The organism is Hamadaea flava (genome assembly GCF_024172085.1).
Taxonomy (GTDB): Bacteria; Actinomycetota; Actinomycetes; order Mycobacteriales; family Micromonosporaceae; genus Hamadaea; species Hamadaea flava.
Genome location: NZ_JAMZDZ010000001.1, coordinates 5,860,626 through 5,880,129, shown reverse-complemented (window position 1 = coordinate 5,880,129; position 19,504 = coordinate 5,860,626). Strand labels below are relative to the sequence as shown.

Annotated in this window: 18 protein-coding genes; 7 read left to right on the top strand and 11 right to left on the bottom strand. The window is 65.5% G+C overall.

Features of this window, described 5'->3' with window-relative positions; translation table 11 throughout:
• Nucleotides 1-81: 81 nt before the first annotated feature.
• From HDA40_RS27640 to HDA40_RS27625, 4 genes are all read right to left on the bottom strand, one after another.
• The gene (locus HDA40_RS27640; protein ID WP_308197774.1) at nucleotides 82-747 is read right to left on the bottom strand and encodes an ABC transporter ATP-binding protein; all 666 of its coding nucleotides are present in this window, start codon (nucleotides 745-747) and stop codon (nucleotides 82-84) included.
• Nucleotides 744-2,078: an efflux RND transporter periplasmic adaptor subunit gene (locus tag HDA40_RS27635; protein ID WP_253760723.1), complete on the bottom strand. Its 1,335-nt coding sequence runs from the start codon at nucleotides 2,076-2,078 to the stop codon at nucleotides 744-746. Before HDA40_RS27635 ends, HDA40_RS27640 begins: the two co-directional genes overlap by 4 nt.
• Entirely contained in the window at nucleotides 2,075-2,929 is an 855-nt protein-coding gene (locus HDA40_RS27630) for a hypothetical protein (protein WP_253760722.1), read from the bottom strand. The genes HDA40_RS27635 and HDA40_RS27630 overlap by 4 nt, the downstream gene beginning before the upstream one ends.
• Nucleotides 2,930-2,999: 70 nt before the next feature.
• Nucleotides 3,000-3,389 (bottom strand): hypothetical protein, encoded by a 390-nt coding sequence (locus tag HDA40_RS27625; protein WP_253760721.1) that lies wholly within the window; start codon nucleotides 3,387-3,389, stop codon nucleotides 3,000-3,002.
• Nucleotides 3,390-4,918: 1,529 nt separating this feature from the next.
• On the opposite strand from HDA40_RS27625, the gene HDA40_RS27620 reads away from it, so the two are divergent.
• A complete protein-coding gene (locus HDA40_RS27620; RefSeq protein WP_253760720.1) occupies nucleotides 4,919-5,395 on the top strand; it encodes a hypothetical protein in 477 nt (158 codons plus the stop codon).
• 82 nt (nucleotides 5,396-5,477) lie between these two features.
• Here HDA40_RS27620 and HDA40_RS27615 read toward each other — a convergent pair whose 3' ends face one another.
• The 7 genes from HDA40_RS27615 to HDA40_RS27585 form a co-directional block, all read right to left on the bottom strand.
• Nucleotides 5,478-6,398, bottom strand: coding sequence for a CU044_5270 family protein (locus HDA40_RS27615; protein WP_253760719.1), 921 nt, complete (start codon nucleotides 6,396-6,398; stop codon nucleotides 5,478-5,480).
• A complete protein-coding gene (locus tag HDA40_RS27610) occupies nucleotides 6,395-6,970 on the bottom strand; it encodes an RNA polymerase sigma factor (RefSeq protein ID WP_253760718.1) in 576 nt (191 codons plus the stop codon). The genes HDA40_RS27615 and HDA40_RS27610 overlap by 4 nt, the downstream gene beginning before the upstream one ends.
• Before the next feature lie 316 nt (nucleotides 6,971-7,286).
• Nucleotides 7,287-8,045 (bottom strand): TetR/AcrR family transcriptional regulator, encoded by a 759-nt coding sequence (locus HDA40_RS27605; RefSeq protein ID WP_253760717.1) that lies wholly within the window; start codon nucleotides 8,043-8,045, stop codon nucleotides 7,287-7,289.
• Between the two features lie 584 nt (nucleotides 8,046-8,629).
• On the bottom strand, nucleotides 8,630-9,118 hold the full coding sequence (locus tag HDA40_RS27600; protein WP_253760716.1) for a hypothetical protein: 489 nt from the start codon (nucleotides 9,116-9,118) through the stop codon (nucleotides 8,630-8,632).
• 329 nt (nucleotides 9,119-9,447) lie between these two features.
• Nucleotides 9,448-9,852 carry a hypothetical protein gene (locus HDA40_RS27595; RefSeq protein ID WP_253760715.1) on the bottom strand — a complete coding sequence of 135 codons (405 nt, stop codon included), beginning with the start codon at nucleotides 9,850-9,852 and terminating at the stop codon, nucleotides 9,448-9,450.
• The gene (locus HDA40_RS27590; RefSeq protein ID WP_253760714.1) at nucleotides 9,849-11,045 is read right to left on the bottom strand and encodes a hypothetical protein; all 1,197 of its coding nucleotides are present in this window, start codon (nucleotides 11,043-11,045) and stop codon (nucleotides 9,849-9,851) included. The genes HDA40_RS27595 and HDA40_RS27590 overlap by 4 nt, the downstream gene beginning before the upstream one ends.
• A gap of 341 nt (nucleotides 11,046-11,386) precedes the next feature.
• Nucleotides 11,387-11,923: a peptidase inhibitor family I36 protein gene (locus HDA40_RS27585; RefSeq protein WP_253760713.1), complete on the bottom strand. Its 537-nt coding sequence runs from the start codon at nucleotides 11,921-11,923 to the stop codon at nucleotides 11,387-11,389.
• A 391-nt stretch (nucleotides 11,924-12,314) separates the two neighbouring features.
• Here HDA40_RS27585 and HDA40_RS27580 point away from each other — a divergent pair, with 391 nt between their 5' ends.
• The 6 genes from HDA40_RS27580 to HDA40_RS27555 all read left to right on the top strand — a co-directional run bounded on the left by HDA40_RS27580 (nucleotide 12,315) and on the right by HDA40_RS27555 (nucleotide 19,419).
• Entirely contained in the window at nucleotides 12,315-12,905 is a 591-nt protein-coding gene (locus tag HDA40_RS27580; protein WP_253760712.1) for an RNA polymerase sigma factor, read from the top strand.
• Entirely contained in the window at nucleotides 12,902-14,053 is a 1,152-nt protein-coding gene (locus HDA40_RS27575; RefSeq protein ID WP_253760711.1) for a hypothetical protein, read from the top strand. Before HDA40_RS27580 ends, HDA40_RS27575 begins: the two co-directional genes overlap by 4 nt.
• Before the next feature lie 952 nt (nucleotides 14,054-15,005).
• Complete coding sequence (locus HDA40_RS27570) at nucleotides 15,006-15,272, top strand: hypothetical protein (protein ID WP_253760710.1); 267 nt, start codon at nucleotides 15,006-15,008, stop codon at nucleotides 15,270-15,272.
• Between the two features lie 68 nt (nucleotides 15,273-15,340).
• Nucleotides 15,341-16,210 (top strand): helix-turn-helix domain-containing protein, encoded by an 870-nt coding sequence (locus tag HDA40_RS27565; protein WP_253760709.1) that lies wholly within the window; start codon nucleotides 15,341-15,343, stop codon nucleotides 16,208-16,210.
• Nucleotides 16,211-17,359: 1,149 nt separating this feature from the next.
• Nucleotides 17,360-18,205 (top strand): hypothetical protein, encoded by an 846-nt coding sequence (locus HDA40_RS27560; RefSeq protein WP_253760708.1) that lies wholly within the window; start codon nucleotides 17,360-17,362, stop codon nucleotides 18,203-18,205.
• Nucleotides 18,202-19,419 (top strand): helix-turn-helix domain-containing protein, encoded by a 1,218-nt coding sequence (locus HDA40_RS27555; protein ID WP_253760707.1) that lies wholly within the window; start codon nucleotides 18,202-18,204, stop codon nucleotides 19,417-19,419. The genes HDA40_RS27560 and HDA40_RS27555 overlap by 4 nt, the downstream gene beginning before the upstream one ends.
• Nucleotides 19,420-19,504 lie beyond the last annotated feature (85 nt).

The following is a 19,504-nucleotide window of genomic DNA, read 5'->3' as shown; positions in this document are numbered from 1 at the left end:
ATCGGGATCGGGATCGGGATCGGGATCGGGATCGGGATCGGGATCGGGATCGGGATCGGGATCGGGATCGGGATCGGGGGATCATTGCAGTTTTCCGTCGCGGATGGTGACGGTTCGCGTTCCACGTCTGGCGACAAGCGGATCATGCGTGATTGTGATGATGGTGAATCCCTTGTCGCGTACAGCGTCCAGTAGCGCGAGCACAGCATCGGCGGTGCCTGAGTCGAGGTTGCCGGTCGGCTCGTCGCATAGCAAAAGTGCCGGCTCGTTGACCAGTGCGCGCGCGATTGCCACGCGCTGTCGTTCGCCGCCGGACAGCTGGGTCGGCAACGCCATCGACCGATGCGTCAGGCCAACCTGGTCCAGTGCCACGCGGGCGGCTTCTCGCCTCGCTGCCGCCGGCGGCCCGGTGTAGAGCTGGGCGAGGGCGACGTTCTCCAGCGCTGTGCGGTGGGCGAGCAGGTGGAACGCCTGGAATACGAAGCCGATCCGCGATCCGCGCAATGCGGCCCGATCGGCTTCGCCGAGCTGACTGGTGTCTACGCCGTCGAGCTCATAACTACCTGTGGTCGGCCGATCGAGCAGGCCAATAACGTTGAGTAAGGTGGACTTTCCAGAGCCCGAGGGGCCAACGATCGACAGGTGCTCGGCGGGTTCAACGGTCAGGTCGACCGACTGCAGGGCGCAGACGGGTGGTGGGCCGGGGTATGTGACGCCGATCCCTTTCAGCCGCAGCACCGCGGTCACTTCCCGATCACGACCCTGCTGCCGGGTACCAGGTCGTCGTTGACCGGGGTTACTTCGAAGAATCCGTCCCCGGAGATCCCCGGGCGCACCTCGACTAGTCGCTGCTGGCCGTCACCTGCGACAACGCTCACCGTTGTCTTCCCGTCGGCGCCGGCGCTGAGCGCTGACACCGGCACGACCAGTACCTCGCCGGGGGTCTGCGCTGCGGTGATGGCGACGCGCACATCCTGCCGATTCCACTCGCTGCCCAGCGCCTTCGTCGGCGTGACCGTGACCAGCCGGTATGCCGCACCGCTGGACACTGGCGCTGCGCCGGTGGCCGACGTTTCTGTGTCGGTAGTCAGCGGGCCGATCGAGGTGATCGTCCCGGACGTGCTGTTGCCTAACGATTCCGAAGTGATTTGAGCCTTCATTCCATTCTGGAGGGCGCCGACCTGGTCCGGACGCATCCGGCAGGCGACCTCCAGCGCGCCGGACGACAGGACGATCAGCGGGGCTTTCACCGGCTGGCCGACTGCGCCCACCGAGACGACAGTTGCCGGGAAGGCCGCCAGGTACGCGAGTTCAGCCATGGGAACCATGGGACCTGTAGTCGCGATCAACGCCGCCTGGTCGTCTTTGGCCCGGGCCAATTTCCGCTTCGCGGCCGCCAGTTGTCCTTGACCAGCAACGCTCGCCTGTGCCGCGTCGACCTCGGCCTGGGCTAGCTCGACCGCGTCGGCGGCCGCACGCAACGCCGGCAGGTCGCCGCGGCCGTTGAATCCTCCGGTGTCGGGCACCGCATAACCAACACGTCGATACAAGCGGCGCACCGCGAGTTTGGTGGCTGGGCCGAAAACACCCACGCGGTCACCACCGGCGTAGTGCTTGAGTGCCCGCAACGCACGGTGCAGTTGTTCCACGTCCAGTCCGCTGTCTCCCGGCCGCAGATCCCGGTACGCGGCTAGCGGACCTGGCAATGCGATCAGCGGTCGCCCCGACACACTTAGCAGCAGGTCGCCCGGCTGCACACGGGCACCGATCTCCCGGTAAACACCGGTGACCAACGCGGTCGACGCCCCTGCGGCCGTGGCTGGCGTGACTTCCACCTGGTGTGTCGCGCCGACGGCTCCCCGGGTGATCACCGTTGAAGCCAGAACCCGCTTTTCCACTCGGGCTGTCAAGACAGTCGCATCCGGACCAGCAGCTTCTGCACGGAACTGCTCGGGCGATTTGACGAATGCCGCACCGATGACGCCGCCCAGGGATACCAGGCCGGCACCAGCTGCCACCGCCAGCACCTTGCGTCTGGTGTTGAGGTGCGTACCGCCCTGTTGATTCTCGCTTGTCATTTGCCAGCCAGGATCGTCGCCATCAACCTTGCCAGGCGATCGTAGTACTCCTTGACACCCTGCAGCGCCTCGGCGCTCGCGTCAATCAGCTGATTTTCATACGCCGTGCGCAGCGCCACGACCAGTGGAAGGTACTCGACGTCGTGCTTGCACTTGACGTCGGCGGTCGCCGCCTGGATTTCCTGCGCAGTGGGTTGTTCTGTGGGCCAGCGGACATCCGTCGAGGCATCTTCCGGCGACTGGAAGTCGTACCCCTTGTCGTCCATACATTTTGTCCACAGCTGGGCCATCGCGATGTAACGGCTATCGTTGTTCGTGCGGGCCGCAGCCTCTTCCGAGAGTTTGTCCGCCTTGATGAAATCATCGGGCGACGGATACTTGTCCCCGGCTATGCTGGCCGTCACTTCTTTGATGCACTTGTCCCCGGCGGGCGACACCTCACCTTGTCCGCCTGGAGGATGCCTCAGCAGAGGATTTCCGTGGTAGCCGAATTGCGCGGCGTCAGTTTCCGCGACGAGCCCGAATCGGGTCTCTCGTCGCAGGCTATTGCGGTTGCTCACGGATATCGCGAACTGCTCTTCGCTGTTTCCCCAGGTCTCGCCCGATTTACGCAGGCAGTCGGCAATAAGGATGTCCCGTCCGCGGGCGTTGAGAATTTTCTGCTCAGGACTCGGCTTATAGGCTTCCAACGGCAGGCTGACTTCGGCAGCGGATCCTACGGGTGCGAGTGGCCCGACCGACGGCTCGGCATGAGGTTCGCGCGACTGATCTTCCTGCGAGGAGCAGCCAGTGGCGAACATCGTGGCGAGACAGAGAGTCACGACCAATGCCTGACGGTTCCAGAATTTCACACCGATATCCTCACCTAAACCACCATGTCAGAGGCCGCAATAACCAGATTGCGACCTCTGACGAGTCTTTCTAGCAGGCGGCAAGGCACACGGTCGTGTTCGACCACGCAGACGCGGTGCCGTCGCGCTGAATGGCCTGGATGCGCACCGCATAGTAGGGCGAATCGGAGTAATCAAGCTCGCCGCAGTTGCCGCCGTGGCCGTCCAGATCGGCGACGTCAACGTCCGCATTGTTGTTGGTGTGGAACCGTCCATATACGCCGATGCCGTTCGGCTTGCCGTCGCAGGCCGTAAAGTAGCGGTTTCCCACCGCGGCTTCTGCAGTCCCGAGGCCACCCGGGATCGAAGCGAACGCGTACGCGGACGCTGGGCCTTGCATCGTTACCACCGCGAGGGTGGCGGCGGCTCCAGACACTGCCGCCGCTCGAAGGGCTCGCTGTACGATGCCTTTGGTCGTCATACCGGCTCCTAATCGGTGCAATGATGACCGGCGGGGGGTGGTGTCATCAGCACCGTCCCCCGCGCGAATGACCTTGTGAAGCTAGCAACCGACCTTCACCCAGCGCAATAGCCCTACACTTACAAGTTTAGATCTTTGCAGCTTCGAGCGTTGACTTGAAGGTTCCGCGGCCCAGCAACGCACTGTCGTTTCAGGACACCTGCATACGCAATGAGGTCGGGTCAGGCCTCCTGACGCCAGCCTCCGGGACGGCCCGGCGGTGTCGACGTGGGGACTTCGAAGGCCGCGCCGGCGGGCAACTGCGAAGGGGCGTTCCACGCCGGGCCGCTCTGTAGCTGCGCGCTGCCGGAAGTCACCGAGTCGCGCGTTGTCCAGCCCTTGCCCAGCCTCGAAGGCATACTTCGCGAGCTCGCCGAGGGCGGCGCTCCTTCTCGAGGTCGCACTGATGGGTGCCTGGGCGTCCGAAACACCAGACTGGTCGAAGGGGAGGGGAACCTTTGCTCCGTGGTCACTTCGGACAACGTCGTGAGGCCCTGGGTACAGGAGCCCGTCGATCTTCAGCTGCGGTGTCATAGGCGCGAGCCAGCCAACCGCCCGCGGGCTTGCCAGGCTGTTTATTTGCCTGCGATCACGGCATTGGCTCTGGCAACCTCCGCACTGTTGTGTGCCTTGACAACGTTGAGCGCTTCGCACCTTCGCTGAATGAGAACCTGCTGGTAGGCCGACTCGACCGCGTAGCTGACGCCGATGAGGCTCGGCCACATTCCGGCGACTACCCGTGGCCAAGATGCGCGGGTCGAACGTGAGTTCGCTGGTATCGAGGTCGCCAGCGGTCGACAGGTATGGCGAGGAGTGCTGGTCGGCGAGCCCGAGATGGCGGGTGACGACGGCGCAAACCCGGTCTCCTACGCCGGATGGAGCACCGTGGTGATACTCAGCCGCTAGGAGCTCGTGCCAATCAAGGGGCAGATCGAGGGCCAGGCATGGCTCGGCGCCCGCAGATCCGGCGGCCAACGGATTGTTCCCTCTCCTGCCACTCGGTCGGGAAATGGCGCGCTGTCGACTGCTGCGCGATTGGTTGGTTTGCCTCGATCTTTCCGGCCGAGCCGCAACGTCGATACATCGAGCCGGGCTGGAGCACTACCTGCCAGCCGTGGCGCCCAGATAGTGTCGGGATCACGGTTGACCGACAGCCTGAAGCCGTGCATGGCGCGCTGGAACTTGGGCTCCACAGCTCGCCGTAGATCATGGCAGCGTCGCGTCGCGCCCGCGACATCACTACATCGGCAATCCCCACTGCCGCTGTCGCCTAACACCGTGGGATGCAGGCGCCAGTCACGCCCTAAAGGACGCAAGGCGGCATGGGGCGGTCGAGGATTCACATTGCCCAGCAACGATCGTCGCCCTCCGACCACCGTTCTATCCGGAATAGATCTAGCGCGATTAGAACACATGTACTATTGTGATCTTTGCTGGGAGTTGAGGTTTCCCCTCAGCACACGGGAGGATTTTTGTCTGTCATCAAGCGGTTGACCACGGCGTTTGTCGCGGCGCTGTCCCTGCTCGCGTTGCCGTCGGCGGCGCTGGCCGATGCCGGCACACCGGCCAAGAGCACCACGTTTACGCAGTGGTATGACCCCACGGTTCACCCCAAGCCGCATAATCCGTCGGTTGGCTCCGCCGGAATCGGGCCGCTGCAGTCGGGCGGTGGCTGCCGGGACACGCTGGGCGCCGGATCGTGCATCAGCTTCCACAGCCCGAAGATCTGGTCGGACTTCTACATCAACAGCTTCAACGGCATCAGCTCGAACGGCACCGCGTACGTCTACCAGAACATCAACGGCAGCGAGCTGTACAAGGGCACCATCCTGACCAACTTCACTGGTCAGTCCCCGGTCTGGATGACCTCCGTCGGCAGCGGTAGCGCGTACACCATCGTCGACTTCTTCGACGGCTCCGGCAATTACCTGAGCACCGCAAACAGCTGGACGGTCTACTACCCCTAACCGGGTGATGTCGCAGTGAGCATCGGTGCCGACCCGCATCTCCCAGCCGGGTCGGCACCGATGTGCGTCCATCAGGCTCGCATTAGGGCAGCTGGCCGGCAGTGTCGACGACGGCCTGACGCAGGATCGCCGTCGATCGCAGCTGCACGCTCGCCGATCCCACAACCTGCCAGCCCAGCAACTGCTTGGTTGCCGGGTCGAAGATCAGCGCCAACGCCGCCTGCGACTCGCCCTGATATACGGCCACCCCTGAGCGCCCCGCGCTGTCGTCGACCCGCTCAATGACATGCAGGTCAGGCAACCCAGCCAACGCGTCGAACAGCGCCGCCCGCATCGGCCCGGTCAGGTAGCTCGTCGACAGCAGAGTGACCACCTGCGCGAACACGTCCGGCCCCAAGGACCGCACATAGTCGGTCATCGCGGAAGCGTTTGCCGGCAACTGTGCGGCGAACCCAGGCTCAGCCACACACGCACGGTCCGCGGTCGCCGACAGCTGCCCATCGGGCAGCCACGACCTGGCCTTGCCATCACGGCAACCCGGTAGCGGTACCTGCGTACGCCCCTGCGCATTCGGCACCTGCGTCCACACCAGACCATCCGACGCGCCGTCGGCCGACCGCCAGATCCGCGTCAGCACCGTCGTCGTGCTACCGGATCTGGCCGGAGCGGCGGCCATCGTCTCGGTGAACACGAACTGGTCACCTTCGGGAGCCGCCCCGTCCTGCGAAGCGGCAACCACCGCGGCGTCATGCAGCACACCCGCCGCATAGGCCCGTGTACCCCCCGTGCTGCCGCCGGGCAGCACTTGCACTGCAACGACCGCAGCCGCGGCAGCCAGCGCGAACCCGAGCGCCATCAGCGGGCGTCCCGCGCGCCGACTCCCCTCGGGCGAGCTGCCCGCTTCCGCTAGCTGTCCTAGCACCCGCCTGCGAAGCTCTCCTGTCGGTTGCATAGCCGGCACCAGCGCCAGCCGAACACCACGGTCTAGGTCCTCGTCGTTCATCGAACCTCCCCTCCCGCCTGACCCATCACATCGCCGAGTAGCCGCCGTAACCGCTGTCGTGCCCGGCTCACCCGGGAGCGGATCGTCCCGATCGGCACCCTCATCGCCTCCGCAGCCTCTGCGTAACTCAGCTCACCCACCACCACCAGCAGAAGCGCATCGCGATCCCGTGCCGGGACCCGCGCCAACGCTGCACGGATCGCCGGCCGCACCGCGTCCGCCGCCAGCTCATCCACGAGCTCGCTCTGCCAGTCCACCGGTCTCGGCGCCGCCAGCGCATCCAGCTGACGTAGATACGCGCGCTCCCGCCGGCGATGCCGGGAGATCATGTTTGTCAAGATCCCCAGCAGCCACGGCCGTGCACTGGCATACCTCTGGTCGAAGCGCGCTCGCAGCCGGAACGCCACCAGGAAGGTCTCCGACACCAGGTCCTCGGCGGTCTCAGCACCCATCCGGCTCGCCGCGTAACGCAGCAACGCCGACACATGCCGGTCGTAGACCGTGGCGAACTGGCCGACGTCGACAACCGACGCGGCCAGCACCGCAGCATCGGACTCCACCTCAACAGTCACCAGCGGCATCCCACCCATCGCCACCCCCGCTCAACCCCCACCAGACAACCTCCCCTGACGCCCTTCTACATAGTCATTGCCAGGAGGCCACCGTTTAGTTCGCGGCTCTTCCACGAGCTGCGAACGGCAGCGCTCGCTCGGCGAGCAAACAGTGGCACCCGCTGGATCGCCGCACCCGGCCCGACGAGGACCTTGATCGCCGACGCTGGTACCTCCACCACGCCGGGCAGCGACACCGGTCGGCGGCACGCTCATCTGCCAGACAAACTGTCCGCCACCAGCACGGCAACCACCGCCCGCACACCGGCGTAGCGCGTCATCCCAAAACGGAGGCTGAAGGAACGGGTCTCAGGCAACCCTCATGCCAGACGTATTGATGATCGCGGGGCTCGCTTTGGTGCCCGATCACCGTCGCGGGAGCACCGTAGCGGGCCAGGAAAGTTTCGATCCCGGCGTTCACCACGAGGTCGCCGTCGCCATCTGGCGCCAAACCGATCAAGGTGAGCTGGGCGACGTCGCCCAGGGCCAGGGAGACAAATTGCTGACCTGCTTGATACATCTCCTCTGGCGATCGCACGAGCAGGTTCCCCAATTGGACCTGCCGGGCGAGGCAGCTTCGGATGGTCATCGGGAACGGATGAGCGATGAAGTCGCGGCCGACGTGGGGCCAGCCGCTAAGGCGCACGCCGTCGATGAGCAGAAGACGCCTCAGCTCGGTGACATCGGATCTGGTGAAGGTGGAGGTGATTGCCTGCGCCCACTGGGTCAGCGCCGGACGAAGGTGGTAGGCGCACAGACGATGCGGAAGTGAGCCCGTCACGGTGATCAGCTCGGCGCGGAGAGTTTTGATGGCGCGGCCAACCGCTTGGTCGAACAGACGCTCTTTCGTGCCGAAATAGTTGTAGATGGTCGGCTTCGCGACCTCTGCTCTGGCAGCGATGTCTTCGACCTTGGCCGCGACATAGCCGTCGACGAGGAACACCTTGTAGGCCGCCGAGAGTATGCGATCTTGCCTGCCGGTGTGCAGGCGGGAACGCGCGGGAGGGTCACGGTGGATGCCCTCACCTACGCTCATGCGCGCCGATGCTACCTGTTCTACAGTGCAGTCGACACGGCCTGGTATGACGTGCCGGAGCGGTTTCACCTGTAGGTGCATCGCCGCCCAGTTGTTGAACCCGTGAGTTAAAAGTCTTGCGCAATTGGGGTTACTCGCGAGGGCCGTCTGGATCTACATCCCCACGTCGCACGCTTTACTCACGAGACCAACATCTGCCACCGTCGCACTGCTTGTCCGTCGACATTGGCCTGGAGCCTCTTCATAGTGTTCGACGGCGACCTCCGCCACGAGCGGAGGGCCGCCGATCGTACTGAGTTCAGCGAGTTCAGCGAGTTCGGCGGGCAGGGCGGTCATTCGTCTTCGGAGACAACGCGCTCCACGGTCTGGCTTGGCGACCGCCTCCAGCCGCTCAGCGAGGTGTGACAGGAGAAGAATCGTGAAGGTGGCACCGTGGGTTCGGCGCCAGGCGTGGGACGGTCGTGGGCGTGGGATTGGCGGCACAAGCGCTTGCACCGGTCTCGAAGCCCGGTTGCGCGCCGGTCGGCGGGTGGGGCCGAGTGCCAGCGGGCCGGTCCGCACCGCGGCTTGTGACGTCGATGGGTTCACATCGACAGCAGCACATCACCCCTGTTCGGGGCACCGCCGAGTGGTGCGGACACGCTCGCTCCCGCCGGGGATGGCACATGTCTTCGCTTGAGGATGTGGCGAACTTCGGTGGTGCCGCTTCGTTCGGCGCCGCCGTGGTACTGGGCGCGATTCGCGCGATCAGACTTGTCGGCAGCCGCAAGCAACAGCGAGCGGACAAAGTAGAAGCAGCCAAGCAGCGGCAGTTCGAAGCACGTTGCCGCCAGCACGAGCCGGAGATCGACCGCGCGATTGAGATCTTGAACAGAGTGGAGGTGCAAACGAGCAGGATTGTTGTCGATAAGATCCCGCTGAGCCGGGCACAACTCGACCATAGCGGGATCCGCGAGCTGGCTGAGGAACTGGAGGTCCTGGCGAAAGACCTTCACCAGGGACTTGGTGATGACCTTCAGCTTGGTCGTCACGAAGGCGGCGTGGCCGGCCTTGTATTCGATCTGCTCGCCCACCCCTTCGATCCCCCACCGGGTGCGCCTGCTGGGACTGACCGATCGGCCCTGCCACAGCCGTCGAACCTGCGGCGGCGTATGCGGTCGATGTCGGACGCGGCTTCGCAGCCGAGTCATGTGATTGGCCGCCAGGCGATCGATCAGTTCGAAGCCGCGGTCGCTCTCCGCGACCGCGCGGCTGAGATGCGCCGGCGCCTGCGGTCCTACAAGCTGTGATGCTGCGGAGCCTGATAGCCGCCTGGCCAGCGGCTGTCAGGCGCATTGGGTGCGGCGGTCCGCAGAGCTGCCCACGCACTCGTGGACTGCTGGTTCATCACTGCCGTGTCTGCTCAGACGCTTTCGACGAACAGGTCGTTGGCACAGAACGCGCCGGGGTCGAAGTCGTCGGCCCAGCCGTAGGGCAGGACGGTCATCGTCAGCAGTTCCGGGGTTGCTTCGAGGTCTTCGGCGAGGAAGTCGGTGATCTCGATCAGGGTCAGGGGGACTTCACCACCACGCAGGTACACCGCAGCGGTCGGGGTGGCCAGGGCCAGGGGGTATCGGACCGACACCATCGCCTGGTAGGCGGTGTCGTCGGCGAGCAGGACCCATTCTTCGTCGCCGGGTTCCCACGTGACGGCGTAGCCGGCCTCGGCCGCGGCCATGTCGGCGGCCTTCTTGGCTTGTTCGCCGGACCAGCCCGCGTGTGCGGCTGGGTCCTGGAACGGGGCCAGCGCGGTGTCGAGGTTGATCACTCTGGGCTCCCCGGTGTGACGTGGATGGTTCCGTTCTTCTTACGGTAGACGTTGACGACATTGGTGGGCTGGTTGGTGCTGCCGTGCACGCCGACGGGCTGGTCGTAGACGACCTTGGCTTTGTTGGGGTAGTCGCTGGGGTGGCCGGGGTTTTGCCCGTACCACAGGCCTTTCTGATCGGCGTATTGGGCGGCGTCCATGCTGAGCTGGTCGACGTCGGTGCCCTCGTTGAAGTAGCTCTTGCCTTCGGGGGCTTCGCCGTAGGTGTGGCGTTTGTTGCCGGCGCTGTTGACCCGGTAGGTGCCGTCGGTGAGGTTGCCGTGCCGGTCGACCTGTGACGGGCGGGGTGCGAAGTCCGGGTCGTCGATCTTCGGCGGGCCTTTCGGCGTCGAGGTCGGCAGGTCGTCGCCGTGTTTGCCGGCGCCCGTGCGGCCGAGCTTGCGCAGCAGGTCCTTGAGCTTTTCCAGGATGTCGCCGAGCTTCTTGACCATCGGGATGAGTTTGCGCAGGCTCGACAGCAGCGCCCGGATGAACTTCTGGATCTTGTTGACCCAGGTGGTGACCAGCGAGACGACCTGGCCGATAACCACTGGTGTCGCCAGGCCCAGGGTGAGTCCGGCTTCGGCGAGCCACTGCGGCAGCCGGGCGGCCAGGGTGCCGATGAACTGGGCGATCAGGTCCCGGACGATGCCGCGCACCAGGCCGACGATCAGCCCGGCGCCCATCACGGCGTAGTGGATGCCATGAGCGGCTTTGCCGATGCCTTCCATGACGTTGAGCTGGTTGCCGGCGTGCTGCCGGTAGGCGTCGCCGGACGGGCCGATCCACGACGCGGTCTCGGTCTTGACCGCGTCGGCGTAGTACTTCTGCGTGTCCAGGACGTGTTTGGCGACGTTCTCCCACGTCTGGGCGTGGGCGGAGATCTCGTCGGGGTTGCCGGCGAGCCAGTCGAGGGCCTCTTTCAGCGGTTTGACGTGCTCCATCAGCCACGACACGCCCCAGGCGACCAGCGTCCCGAGCGGGTCGATGACCATGCCCAGGACGTCGAGGGCGCCGCCGACGGTGCCGAGCGTGCCGTCGACCCAGCTGTCGTTCTTGATGCCGTTCGTGATCTGGGCGGCGTCTTCGATCAGGCCGAGCCCGGTGTACCAGGTGGTTGACGACTGTGTCTGCGCTACCAGCGGATTACCCACCTCGCGAACCTCCCCCGTCGCAGCACCCCTCCCCCTGGGGCACTCGTGCCGACGTTAGGCAGACGAGTCAGCCATAGACAAGACCCTACGCATGATCTGTGGACAACTTGATCGATCAACTACAGATCTTCGATGGCCTGCCCGACGCGAATCACTTGGCCGCTCTGGCGCTCGCCGCGCGAATAGGCCGGAGTACGTCTCGGTTCTATGTGGATGTCCGGGCTGCGGCGCTCAAAGCGTCGTCTGCGTTGTGCTGTTCCGGCGTCGGAGTGCGCGGCCGAGGTCTCGCCGGTGGCCGAGGTGGACGGCGGTCACCGCCGTCCACCCCGTGCGTTGCGGGGTCAGCAGTGGTAGTTGACGTGGTCAGCGCGGTAAGGGTACGGGACGAGCCGCAGCCCGGGTGAGCTGGCGCTGACGGTGAACAGTTTCGTGTCGTGGCCGTGGGAGGTGTAGCCGGCGGCGTGGTCGAGGAAGTCGACGTAGCCGGACTTCTGGGTGTTGAAGTAGGCCGACACGACGCGGTCGTTCCAGTTCCATTGGGCCAGGTCCTGCCAGCCGCAGCTGGAGAGCCGGCCGCGGGCGCCGTTGTAGTCGGTGGCGTCGTAGAAGCAGAACCAGCCGGCCGGGCAGTCCGCGGTCAGGCTCAGCGATGTGGTGCGGCCGAGGGTGACGATGAAGGCGCCGCCGCTGTAGGAGATGTCGGTGGCGTTGATCTGGGTGCCGCCGGGGTTCCTCACGAGGTAGGCGTTGATCTCGGCCTGGAGCTTCGTGGTGCCGGCCGCGGTGGCGGCTTCGGGCTGGACGGCGTCGGCGACGATGGCGGTGGCGGCGAGGGTCAGCACGATGGCGAGGATGCGCCGGGTGATGCGGGGGGTCATGTGTGCCTCCGGATGGGATGGCGCCACGGTGGGCGCTGAAGACTGTGGTCCCGCGCGCGGTGCGAGGCTTGGCCAGAGCCTCACGATCGTCACCTCTGAGTGATGCTGCGATTGCTTTAGGCAACGAGTCCGCTGATCGTATGCCGGGTCATCCGAATGGCGGCGAACACTGACCGAAAATATACATGAGTGATTGTCATCATCCTGACCTCATGTTATGTGACCAGGCAAGCGACCAACGTGGATGGCTACTCGGCTATTCGTGGTTTCTTGCTGATTCGTGACGGTCAGGTGTCATCTGGGGGGCATCACCCGGCACTGAGGTAAGTGGAAGGACACTCAGATCTGGCAATGGCCGGGTTGCCGGGCTTACACGATGGAGTAGATCCCCTTGCCCCTCAGTGCGGACGGTGCCGATGACGACACCTGGCTACGGGAACTCACGGCAGCTCACTACACCGAACTGGTGTGTTTCATCAGCAACATGCTCTATCCGAACTTCGTCGACCTGGCTCCGCTCGCGGTCAATGATGCCCTGCATTTGGCGGTGCAGCGCCGCGGCGAATTGGACGAGGATCCGACGGGGTGGCTCTACGCCGTCGCGAGGAACAAGGCCCGCACCCGCCGGCGGCACGAGAAGCGGTTCAGCGACCGGCAAGCTCCCCTGGAAAGCCTCACGGAGCACCCGGTTTCGGCTGAGCCGGACGAGAAGATCCTCATCAACGACGCTTATCAGGACCTCGTCAGGCCGCTCAAACCGGTCGACCGCATCCTGCTGTGGCTCACCGACGTCGACAAACGGCCACACGAACAGGTGGCCACGATCATGGGCCGCATTTTCCGGGTGCGGTACTCGGCGAACCTGGTCACCAAGCGACGGGAACGAGCTCTGAAGAAGCTGAGCTCCGACCCTCATGTTCAGGAAATACATCGCCTGCAACGGCTTCGCCTCATCCAGCCACGGAAAGGAGACGACGCATGACGCGCACAGACCGCCGGCGTGCGCTCAGCCCTGACGACGTCGCCGCGCTCCTGCACGCGGCCGCGGACGCCGAGCGGCCTGCTGCGGCGCCGCCGTCCCCGGAGCAGATCATGGCGATTCCGGTGGCACGTGCCCGGCGGGGCGACTGGCTGCCGGAGCCGGTGTCGATGGCACGTCTGCTGACCGACCGCGTCCGCAATCGGGTGGCAGCGGTGGTGTCCGCGGCGGCTGGGCTTCTCGCTTTGGCTACGGCGGCGGTCGTGACGACCACAGCCAACACCGTCGCCACCCCGCCCACGGCGTCGCCCGTCGCGACCACCGCGTCACCAGCCCCCACCGCCCGGGCGCGGATGGCCGACACCCCAGCACCGCAACTGGTGAGCATCTCCCAAGACGGGACCATGATGCTGCGCACCATGTCAGAACATGTCGGGGACCTTACGGCGCCACCGGCTCTGCCCGTCACCTACGTCCGGCTACGCGACTACTGGGCCGACATCAGCGACGCCGACCCCACCCACGCCCGCAGCCAAATCGCATACGACCTGCACGTGTGGTGGGCTCCCGACCGCAGCGCCCACACCCGCAGAGTCACCCTGCCCACACCGGCCGCCGGGGTGTTCGACGAGCCGTATCTGCACGAACCCATCCCCGCCGGCCAGCCGGTGCGCGATTACCGCGACCTGCCCGGCAGCGGCACCGGCAACGACGACGGAATCCGGCTGCAGATCCCCGACCCGGCCGACACCCCCAGCCAGCTCACCGCGCAACTGGCCGCGGCACACCCAGGCACCACGGGCACCACCGCCACCTTGCGGGCGGTCGCCGATCTCTACCGGCAGCATCACCTGAGCCCACGCCAACGCGCCGCCGTCCTGTCGATCCTGGCCGAGAGCGGTCTGCGCTACATGGGTGACGTCCACGACCGGGCCGGCCGGCCCGGCATCGCGTTCGGTATCGACCTCGACACCGACGGCCCCAGCGCCACCCGCTTCCTGATGGTGATCGACGAGGAAACCGGGGCGCTACTCAGCTACGAGGAAGACCTCCTCGCCCCGGCCGCCGCCGGCAGTCAGACGAGGACCGCGGTCGCCACCGCCCACTATGTCCTGTACCTGGAAAACACGACCATGAGCCGGATCCCATGACGACCAGGCGACCACACCCACCCCGCAGGCGGACGCCACGAACCCGAGCGGCAGACCACCTCCCCAGCCTCAGCCGGCGGGGAATGTTCGCCGACGAGCCGGAAGGACAGGGGCGCCTCGCGGCCGGCCGCGCCGGGGCGAGGCCGGCCAGGTTGGGCGCGTCACCGCGGGCTGGCGGAACTTCCATCCGATCACGGTTGCGCGGGTCTGCCGCCGTCCAGCCGACCGGACGTCACGGCGAGCCTGTCACGGACCGGGATCGGCACAGCACGGATCGGCACCTGCCACCGCCGGAACACTCTGCGGTGAACGCGACGTGAAGAACCGCTCTGAGCACCGCCGCAGATCCGCAGGCGGGACCGCGGCGGTGCGTCGAGCCCGGCACCCGCGATCCGCAGATGGAAACGCATCACGCCGACCGGCGAAAAGCACCGGGGTGATGGAGCAGTTCACGGCCATATCAGCAGATGACGCCGTGAACGGTGAGCTCGCCCGGGACCAAACGGACGGTCTCGTTACAGGGGATCGCACACCGCCACACCGTAAGGAGCAGCGGGCGGCAGCACCGCTGAATGCGGTGCCACATGTCTACCGACACACCACACGGGACAGAAAGGGGTCCGGCGTTCAGGTCTGCATGTTCCAGAACGGCCGCCCTGAACATACGAGCCGACTCTGCCGTTCAGCCGTCCCGTTCCGAGTCAGCAATTCTCGCGAATCGGGGCACAGCGACATTTTCGTACCTCGCGGTGTTCGGTTCGCTGGAACAGGTAACTCCAGACAGCGTCGCACTACCGGCACCGGCGCACACGGGGTGAAGTGGTGTCGGCGAAGAGATCACCGCGTGGGTGAGTCCTGACGGGACCAAGTCCGACCACCCGCCGACGCGCGGTGCCCAAGCTCCGCCAAACCGGATCGCACACCCACACACACAACGCGTTAGGAGACGCACGTGTCCCTCACCCCACCGGCAGGATCCGCTCTGCCCGCCGCGCCGGACCGGTCAGCGACCATCCCCGGCTACCTGGCCCTCGTGGCCATGTATACGGCGTACTGCCTGCGCCCGCGCCGCCGCCCGGCGGTCGTGACCATCATCGTGGTGGTACTCGTCTTCGTCACCCTCCTCGTGACAGCCGGAGTGTCGCCCTACGCCGCGGTCGCCGTGACGCTCGCCGGCGGGCTGGCCGCAGTACGCATCCACCAGCGGGCCAACAGCTGATCCACGCGAGAAGTCGGGCCCACCGGATGGTGGGCCCGTCCTCCACGCACGGGGAAAGGGACGACGACATGGCACGGCAGAACGAACGGGCGCCCGCGGACCCGGCCGACGGGCCGATCGCCGAGTTCGGCTACGAGCTGCGGCAGCTGCGGCAAAAGGGCGGATACTCCTACGCCGAACTGGCCCGGCGCACCTACTACTCACGGGCGGCGCTACACGCCGCCGACCACGGATACCAGCTGCCCACCGTCGAGGTGGTCAAGGCCTACGTCGGCGCCTGCGACAGCAAGGCAGACGTGAAGGCGTTCGTCGAGCACCGCGATCGGATCGCCGCTGGGCTTAAGGCCGCCGCCAGCCCGCCCGAAGCGGTCCAGCCGGCCACACCCTGGTGGCACGGGCAGCCGCTGCCCGACCCGACCACGTGCAGCACCAAACAGCTGTACGTCGAAGGCTTGAAAATGCTGCGCGAACTGTCCGGGCTCAGCTACAACCGGATCTACAAGATCACAGTAGAGCGCAACTACCACCCCACGCTCCGGCAGAGCAGTTGGCACCGCGCCACCAACGGCGGAGACCCGAACAAGCTGCCCCCGAAACCCAACGTGACCAGCTTCCTCAAAGCCATCGACCTACCCGACGAACAGCAGAAGGCATGGCTCGACCAGTGGGTGGCGCTCTACCGCGGGTACGCGCAGCTACCGACACCGCGGTGGGCGGCCTTGTCGACCGCCGGCCACACGATCGTCGGACGCACTCCTCCCCCGCCGATGGAAACCATCCGCGACTGGCAGATGACCGACCACGGCGAATGGATCGAAATCCGTCAGGAAGAAGCACCCGGGCTGAGCCTGCTGCGGCCGCCGCGCCACATCCTGACGGCGGTGACATGGCTGCTGATCTTGCTAATCCTTTTCGGCTTGGTGCTGGCGGCCGCGTAACGGCGGCCTTTTGACGCCACGGGTCGACGAAACGGACACGGCTAGGAGCGCCGTCGGCGGCGAGACATTCGCCGTCGGCGGCGAGACATCCAGTTCGGGCATTTGGCAAACCCTGGGTGACGCGACGTGCTTGCCCTGGAGCCACCGCCGAAGTGGCACGCCATGCAAACTGCCAGGCACTCCGGGTCACGCGCTCCGTGTGGTTCTATCCGAGCAAGATGGACACCTGCTCCGCCTGAGCGATCAGGACCCCAGCCAAACGCTCAGCTACCTCGCCAACAGGTATGCAGCCGAGTGCCACGGCCAGGTCGAGGCCCGCATCAGTAAGCAGCAACGCCCGAACGTAGTATCGGGCGCCAGCGGGGGCGTCCGGCCACGGGTCGAGAAAGCAGCGGAACGTGGTCGCTGACGTTCGTTCACACGTTCCGAAGACCGTCCAGTTTGGTTCATTCGCGATGTGTCCGATGAGCGCCAGACGGGACGTGGTCGTGGTCGCCTGGTCGACCTGAGCCATGATCGGGTTGCCGCGTTCGAACGGCTCTGCCGGTCGAACAAGCGAAATCGGGTGACTCGCAGACGGAGCCACTGTGCTTTCCGGAGCCGGCGACCGAATAGCCGACCTGCTAGGGGCTGGGTCAGGTGCTGAAGGCCGCCTAGGCCGCGTTGTTTTTAGACTTGACGGCGATGGCGATGGGCTCATGCCGGTCGGCGACGGCGAGGCGGCGACAGCCACGTTCGCGTTCTGGCCAGCGCCGGTTCCACGTGCGTCTTGGTTCAGCGCGAAGATCGCTGAGATCAGGCCCACCAGAGCCACACCGCCCACGCTTAGCGCGCCCCTGAGGCGGATGCTGACACGAATCCAGCTCTTGCCTCCGTCGCTCGAGCCGCCGTCCGACCTCATCCTTCGCTGTTTCAACATTCCTCCCACGGCCGATCAGCCCGCCGGGAGTTATAACGCGTGACCGGCCCAGTGGTATCTGGCTTTCTTGTCGTACCGCGTAGCTACGGTGCTGGGGGTGTGGCGCGCACAGCGAGCAACGCAGGCACATCACCGCGCTGCTCGCCGGTAGCTCTCAGTACCTCCCAAATTCCGCCTAGACTCTGGTTCATTTTCGGACGCAATCTTCAAGAAATGCTACTATCCATGACGTGACAGAGCAGGAAGATGTACTAGCCGCGCTTCGAGCAGTGGGTATCGTCGACGCCCTGGAGTGGGCTGCGCGCTCTGCCCACACCCAGGCCTTCCAGGACTTTCGTCCTGAGACCGGCCACGATCTGGTCGTACTCGGAACCATCGCGCATGCCCTGATCCGGGATCGCCAGGATCGAGCCTTCCGGTGCATGAAGTACGCACGACCTGCGGTAGACGACGGCGCCGAAGCAGAGGTCGAAGCGATCGACACCCTCATCGAAGGCTTGACCGACCGCGATCAGAAGGAGATGCCGCGCGAGATCAGCGTCCCGGTGATACGAAAGAACCTCAACGGTTCGCCCGGCTGGCGCTACGACAACTATCAGTGGTTTCTGGCGTCCTACACCTACGGTGAGGTCGGCCAGATCCCGTGGGGTCAGAAGAGTCCGACGAAGAAGAGCATCGCAGCGCGGATGGGCGGCAACGATCGCGACCAGCTGGTTATCCCGATGTATGACGGGCCGGACCAGCCGCTGAACCTCTCCGGCGACTTCCGGACGATCGCCGAGGAGCTCGTGAAGGCGTCTGCGGGCGGCGTCGTGCAGCTGATCCTCGCCCACGCCATCGAGCCGCTGACCGGCTTCGACGAAGTCTTCCTCGGTCGGCCTCGCCTCAATACCGAGGGCGGCCCGTCCTGGGATTGGCTGGAGAAGCTGATCGGGCGCGGCGACGACGGCATGCCCAGTCGCGTGCATGGCCCCGCGCCTCGTCCCCAAGATCCTGATAGCGTCGCCGACGCGCCGGTGCGACTTCGGCCAAGCATCACCGAAAAGCGGGCAACTCAGGATATTAAGGGACAATGAGGAGCGACCAGCCAGCAGCCGCGCGACTCGCAGACGTCGCGCGGCTGTTCAGCGGCCGCCGCCTGACACTTGCACGCCAAGTGTCAGGCCTGCGGAAGAACGGACTCGCCGAGAGGATCGGCAAGACAGCGACAGCGGTAGCAGCCTATGAAAGCGGTAGCAAGCGGCCGGCACCGTCCACCGTGGCAGAGCTAGCGCTCACGCTCGGCGTCGACCCGTCGTTCTTCATCGGCGGCCGCGGCGATGAAGCGGTGACCCAAACACCACACTTCAGGTCGCTGCGCACGACCACGCAGCTCGTTCGCGACCAAGCCGATGCGTATGGCCGCCTGGTGCACGAGATCGCGATCTTCCTAGATCGCTATGTGGAGCTTCCGCCACGTAACACCCCACGTTTGCCCGTTCAGCCGGACACAATCTCAGTCGATGAACCTGAGGTAGCCGCCATGGAACTGCGAAAGGCGTGGGCCGTTGGAAGCGGACCGCTTGGTCATCTGATCCGGCTTGCCGAGAACAACGGCGTCCTGGTCGCTTACTCCATCCCGCAAGCGGTGTCCATCGACGCGTTTTCCATCGACGCCGAGCCGTGGCCGCTGATCTTGCTCAACCCGGCAAAGTACGACTTCTCCCGCCAGCGTTTCGATGTCGCACACGAGCTCGGTCATCTCGTCATGCATTCAGATCCAGAGCCTGGCAACAAGATCGCCGAGGATCAAGCCAACCGGTTCGCGGCAGAGTTCCTCATGCCAGCTATCGACATTCAACACGAACTGCCACGAAAGACCGACTGGCCCCGGCTGTTCGAACTCAAGGAGCGCTGGGGCGTCAGCATCCAAGCGCTGCTCATGCGCTGCCGTCAACTGCAAGTCATGAACGACACCACCTACCAGCGCGCCATGGTGAATCTGTCCACCAAAGGCTGGCGAACCAACGAGCCAGGCGAGGGAACGCTACCCGAACAGCCCTCGCTGCTAGCGCGAAGCGTGGAACTTCTCGAGGAAGCCGGCTACGACGGCGGAGTGCTCGCCGACCAGTGCCGAGTGCCGGCAGACATCTTCTGGACCGCCACGTCTCGCAAGCCGACGTTCGAGTGGCGGCCTCCCATAGAGACAGCAAACGGTGGCCAACATGACGAGCAGCTAGAACTGCTCGGCGTCACAGACCTTGAATCATATCGCGCCAAGGGACGCCGATCGGGCGCTGCGGAAGCGTGAGACCAGCCGCGACGGCCAGCGGGCACCGACCACTTCGGCTGCGCCCGAACGAATCTTGCCGCCAGCCGTTGACACGTCCGGTCAG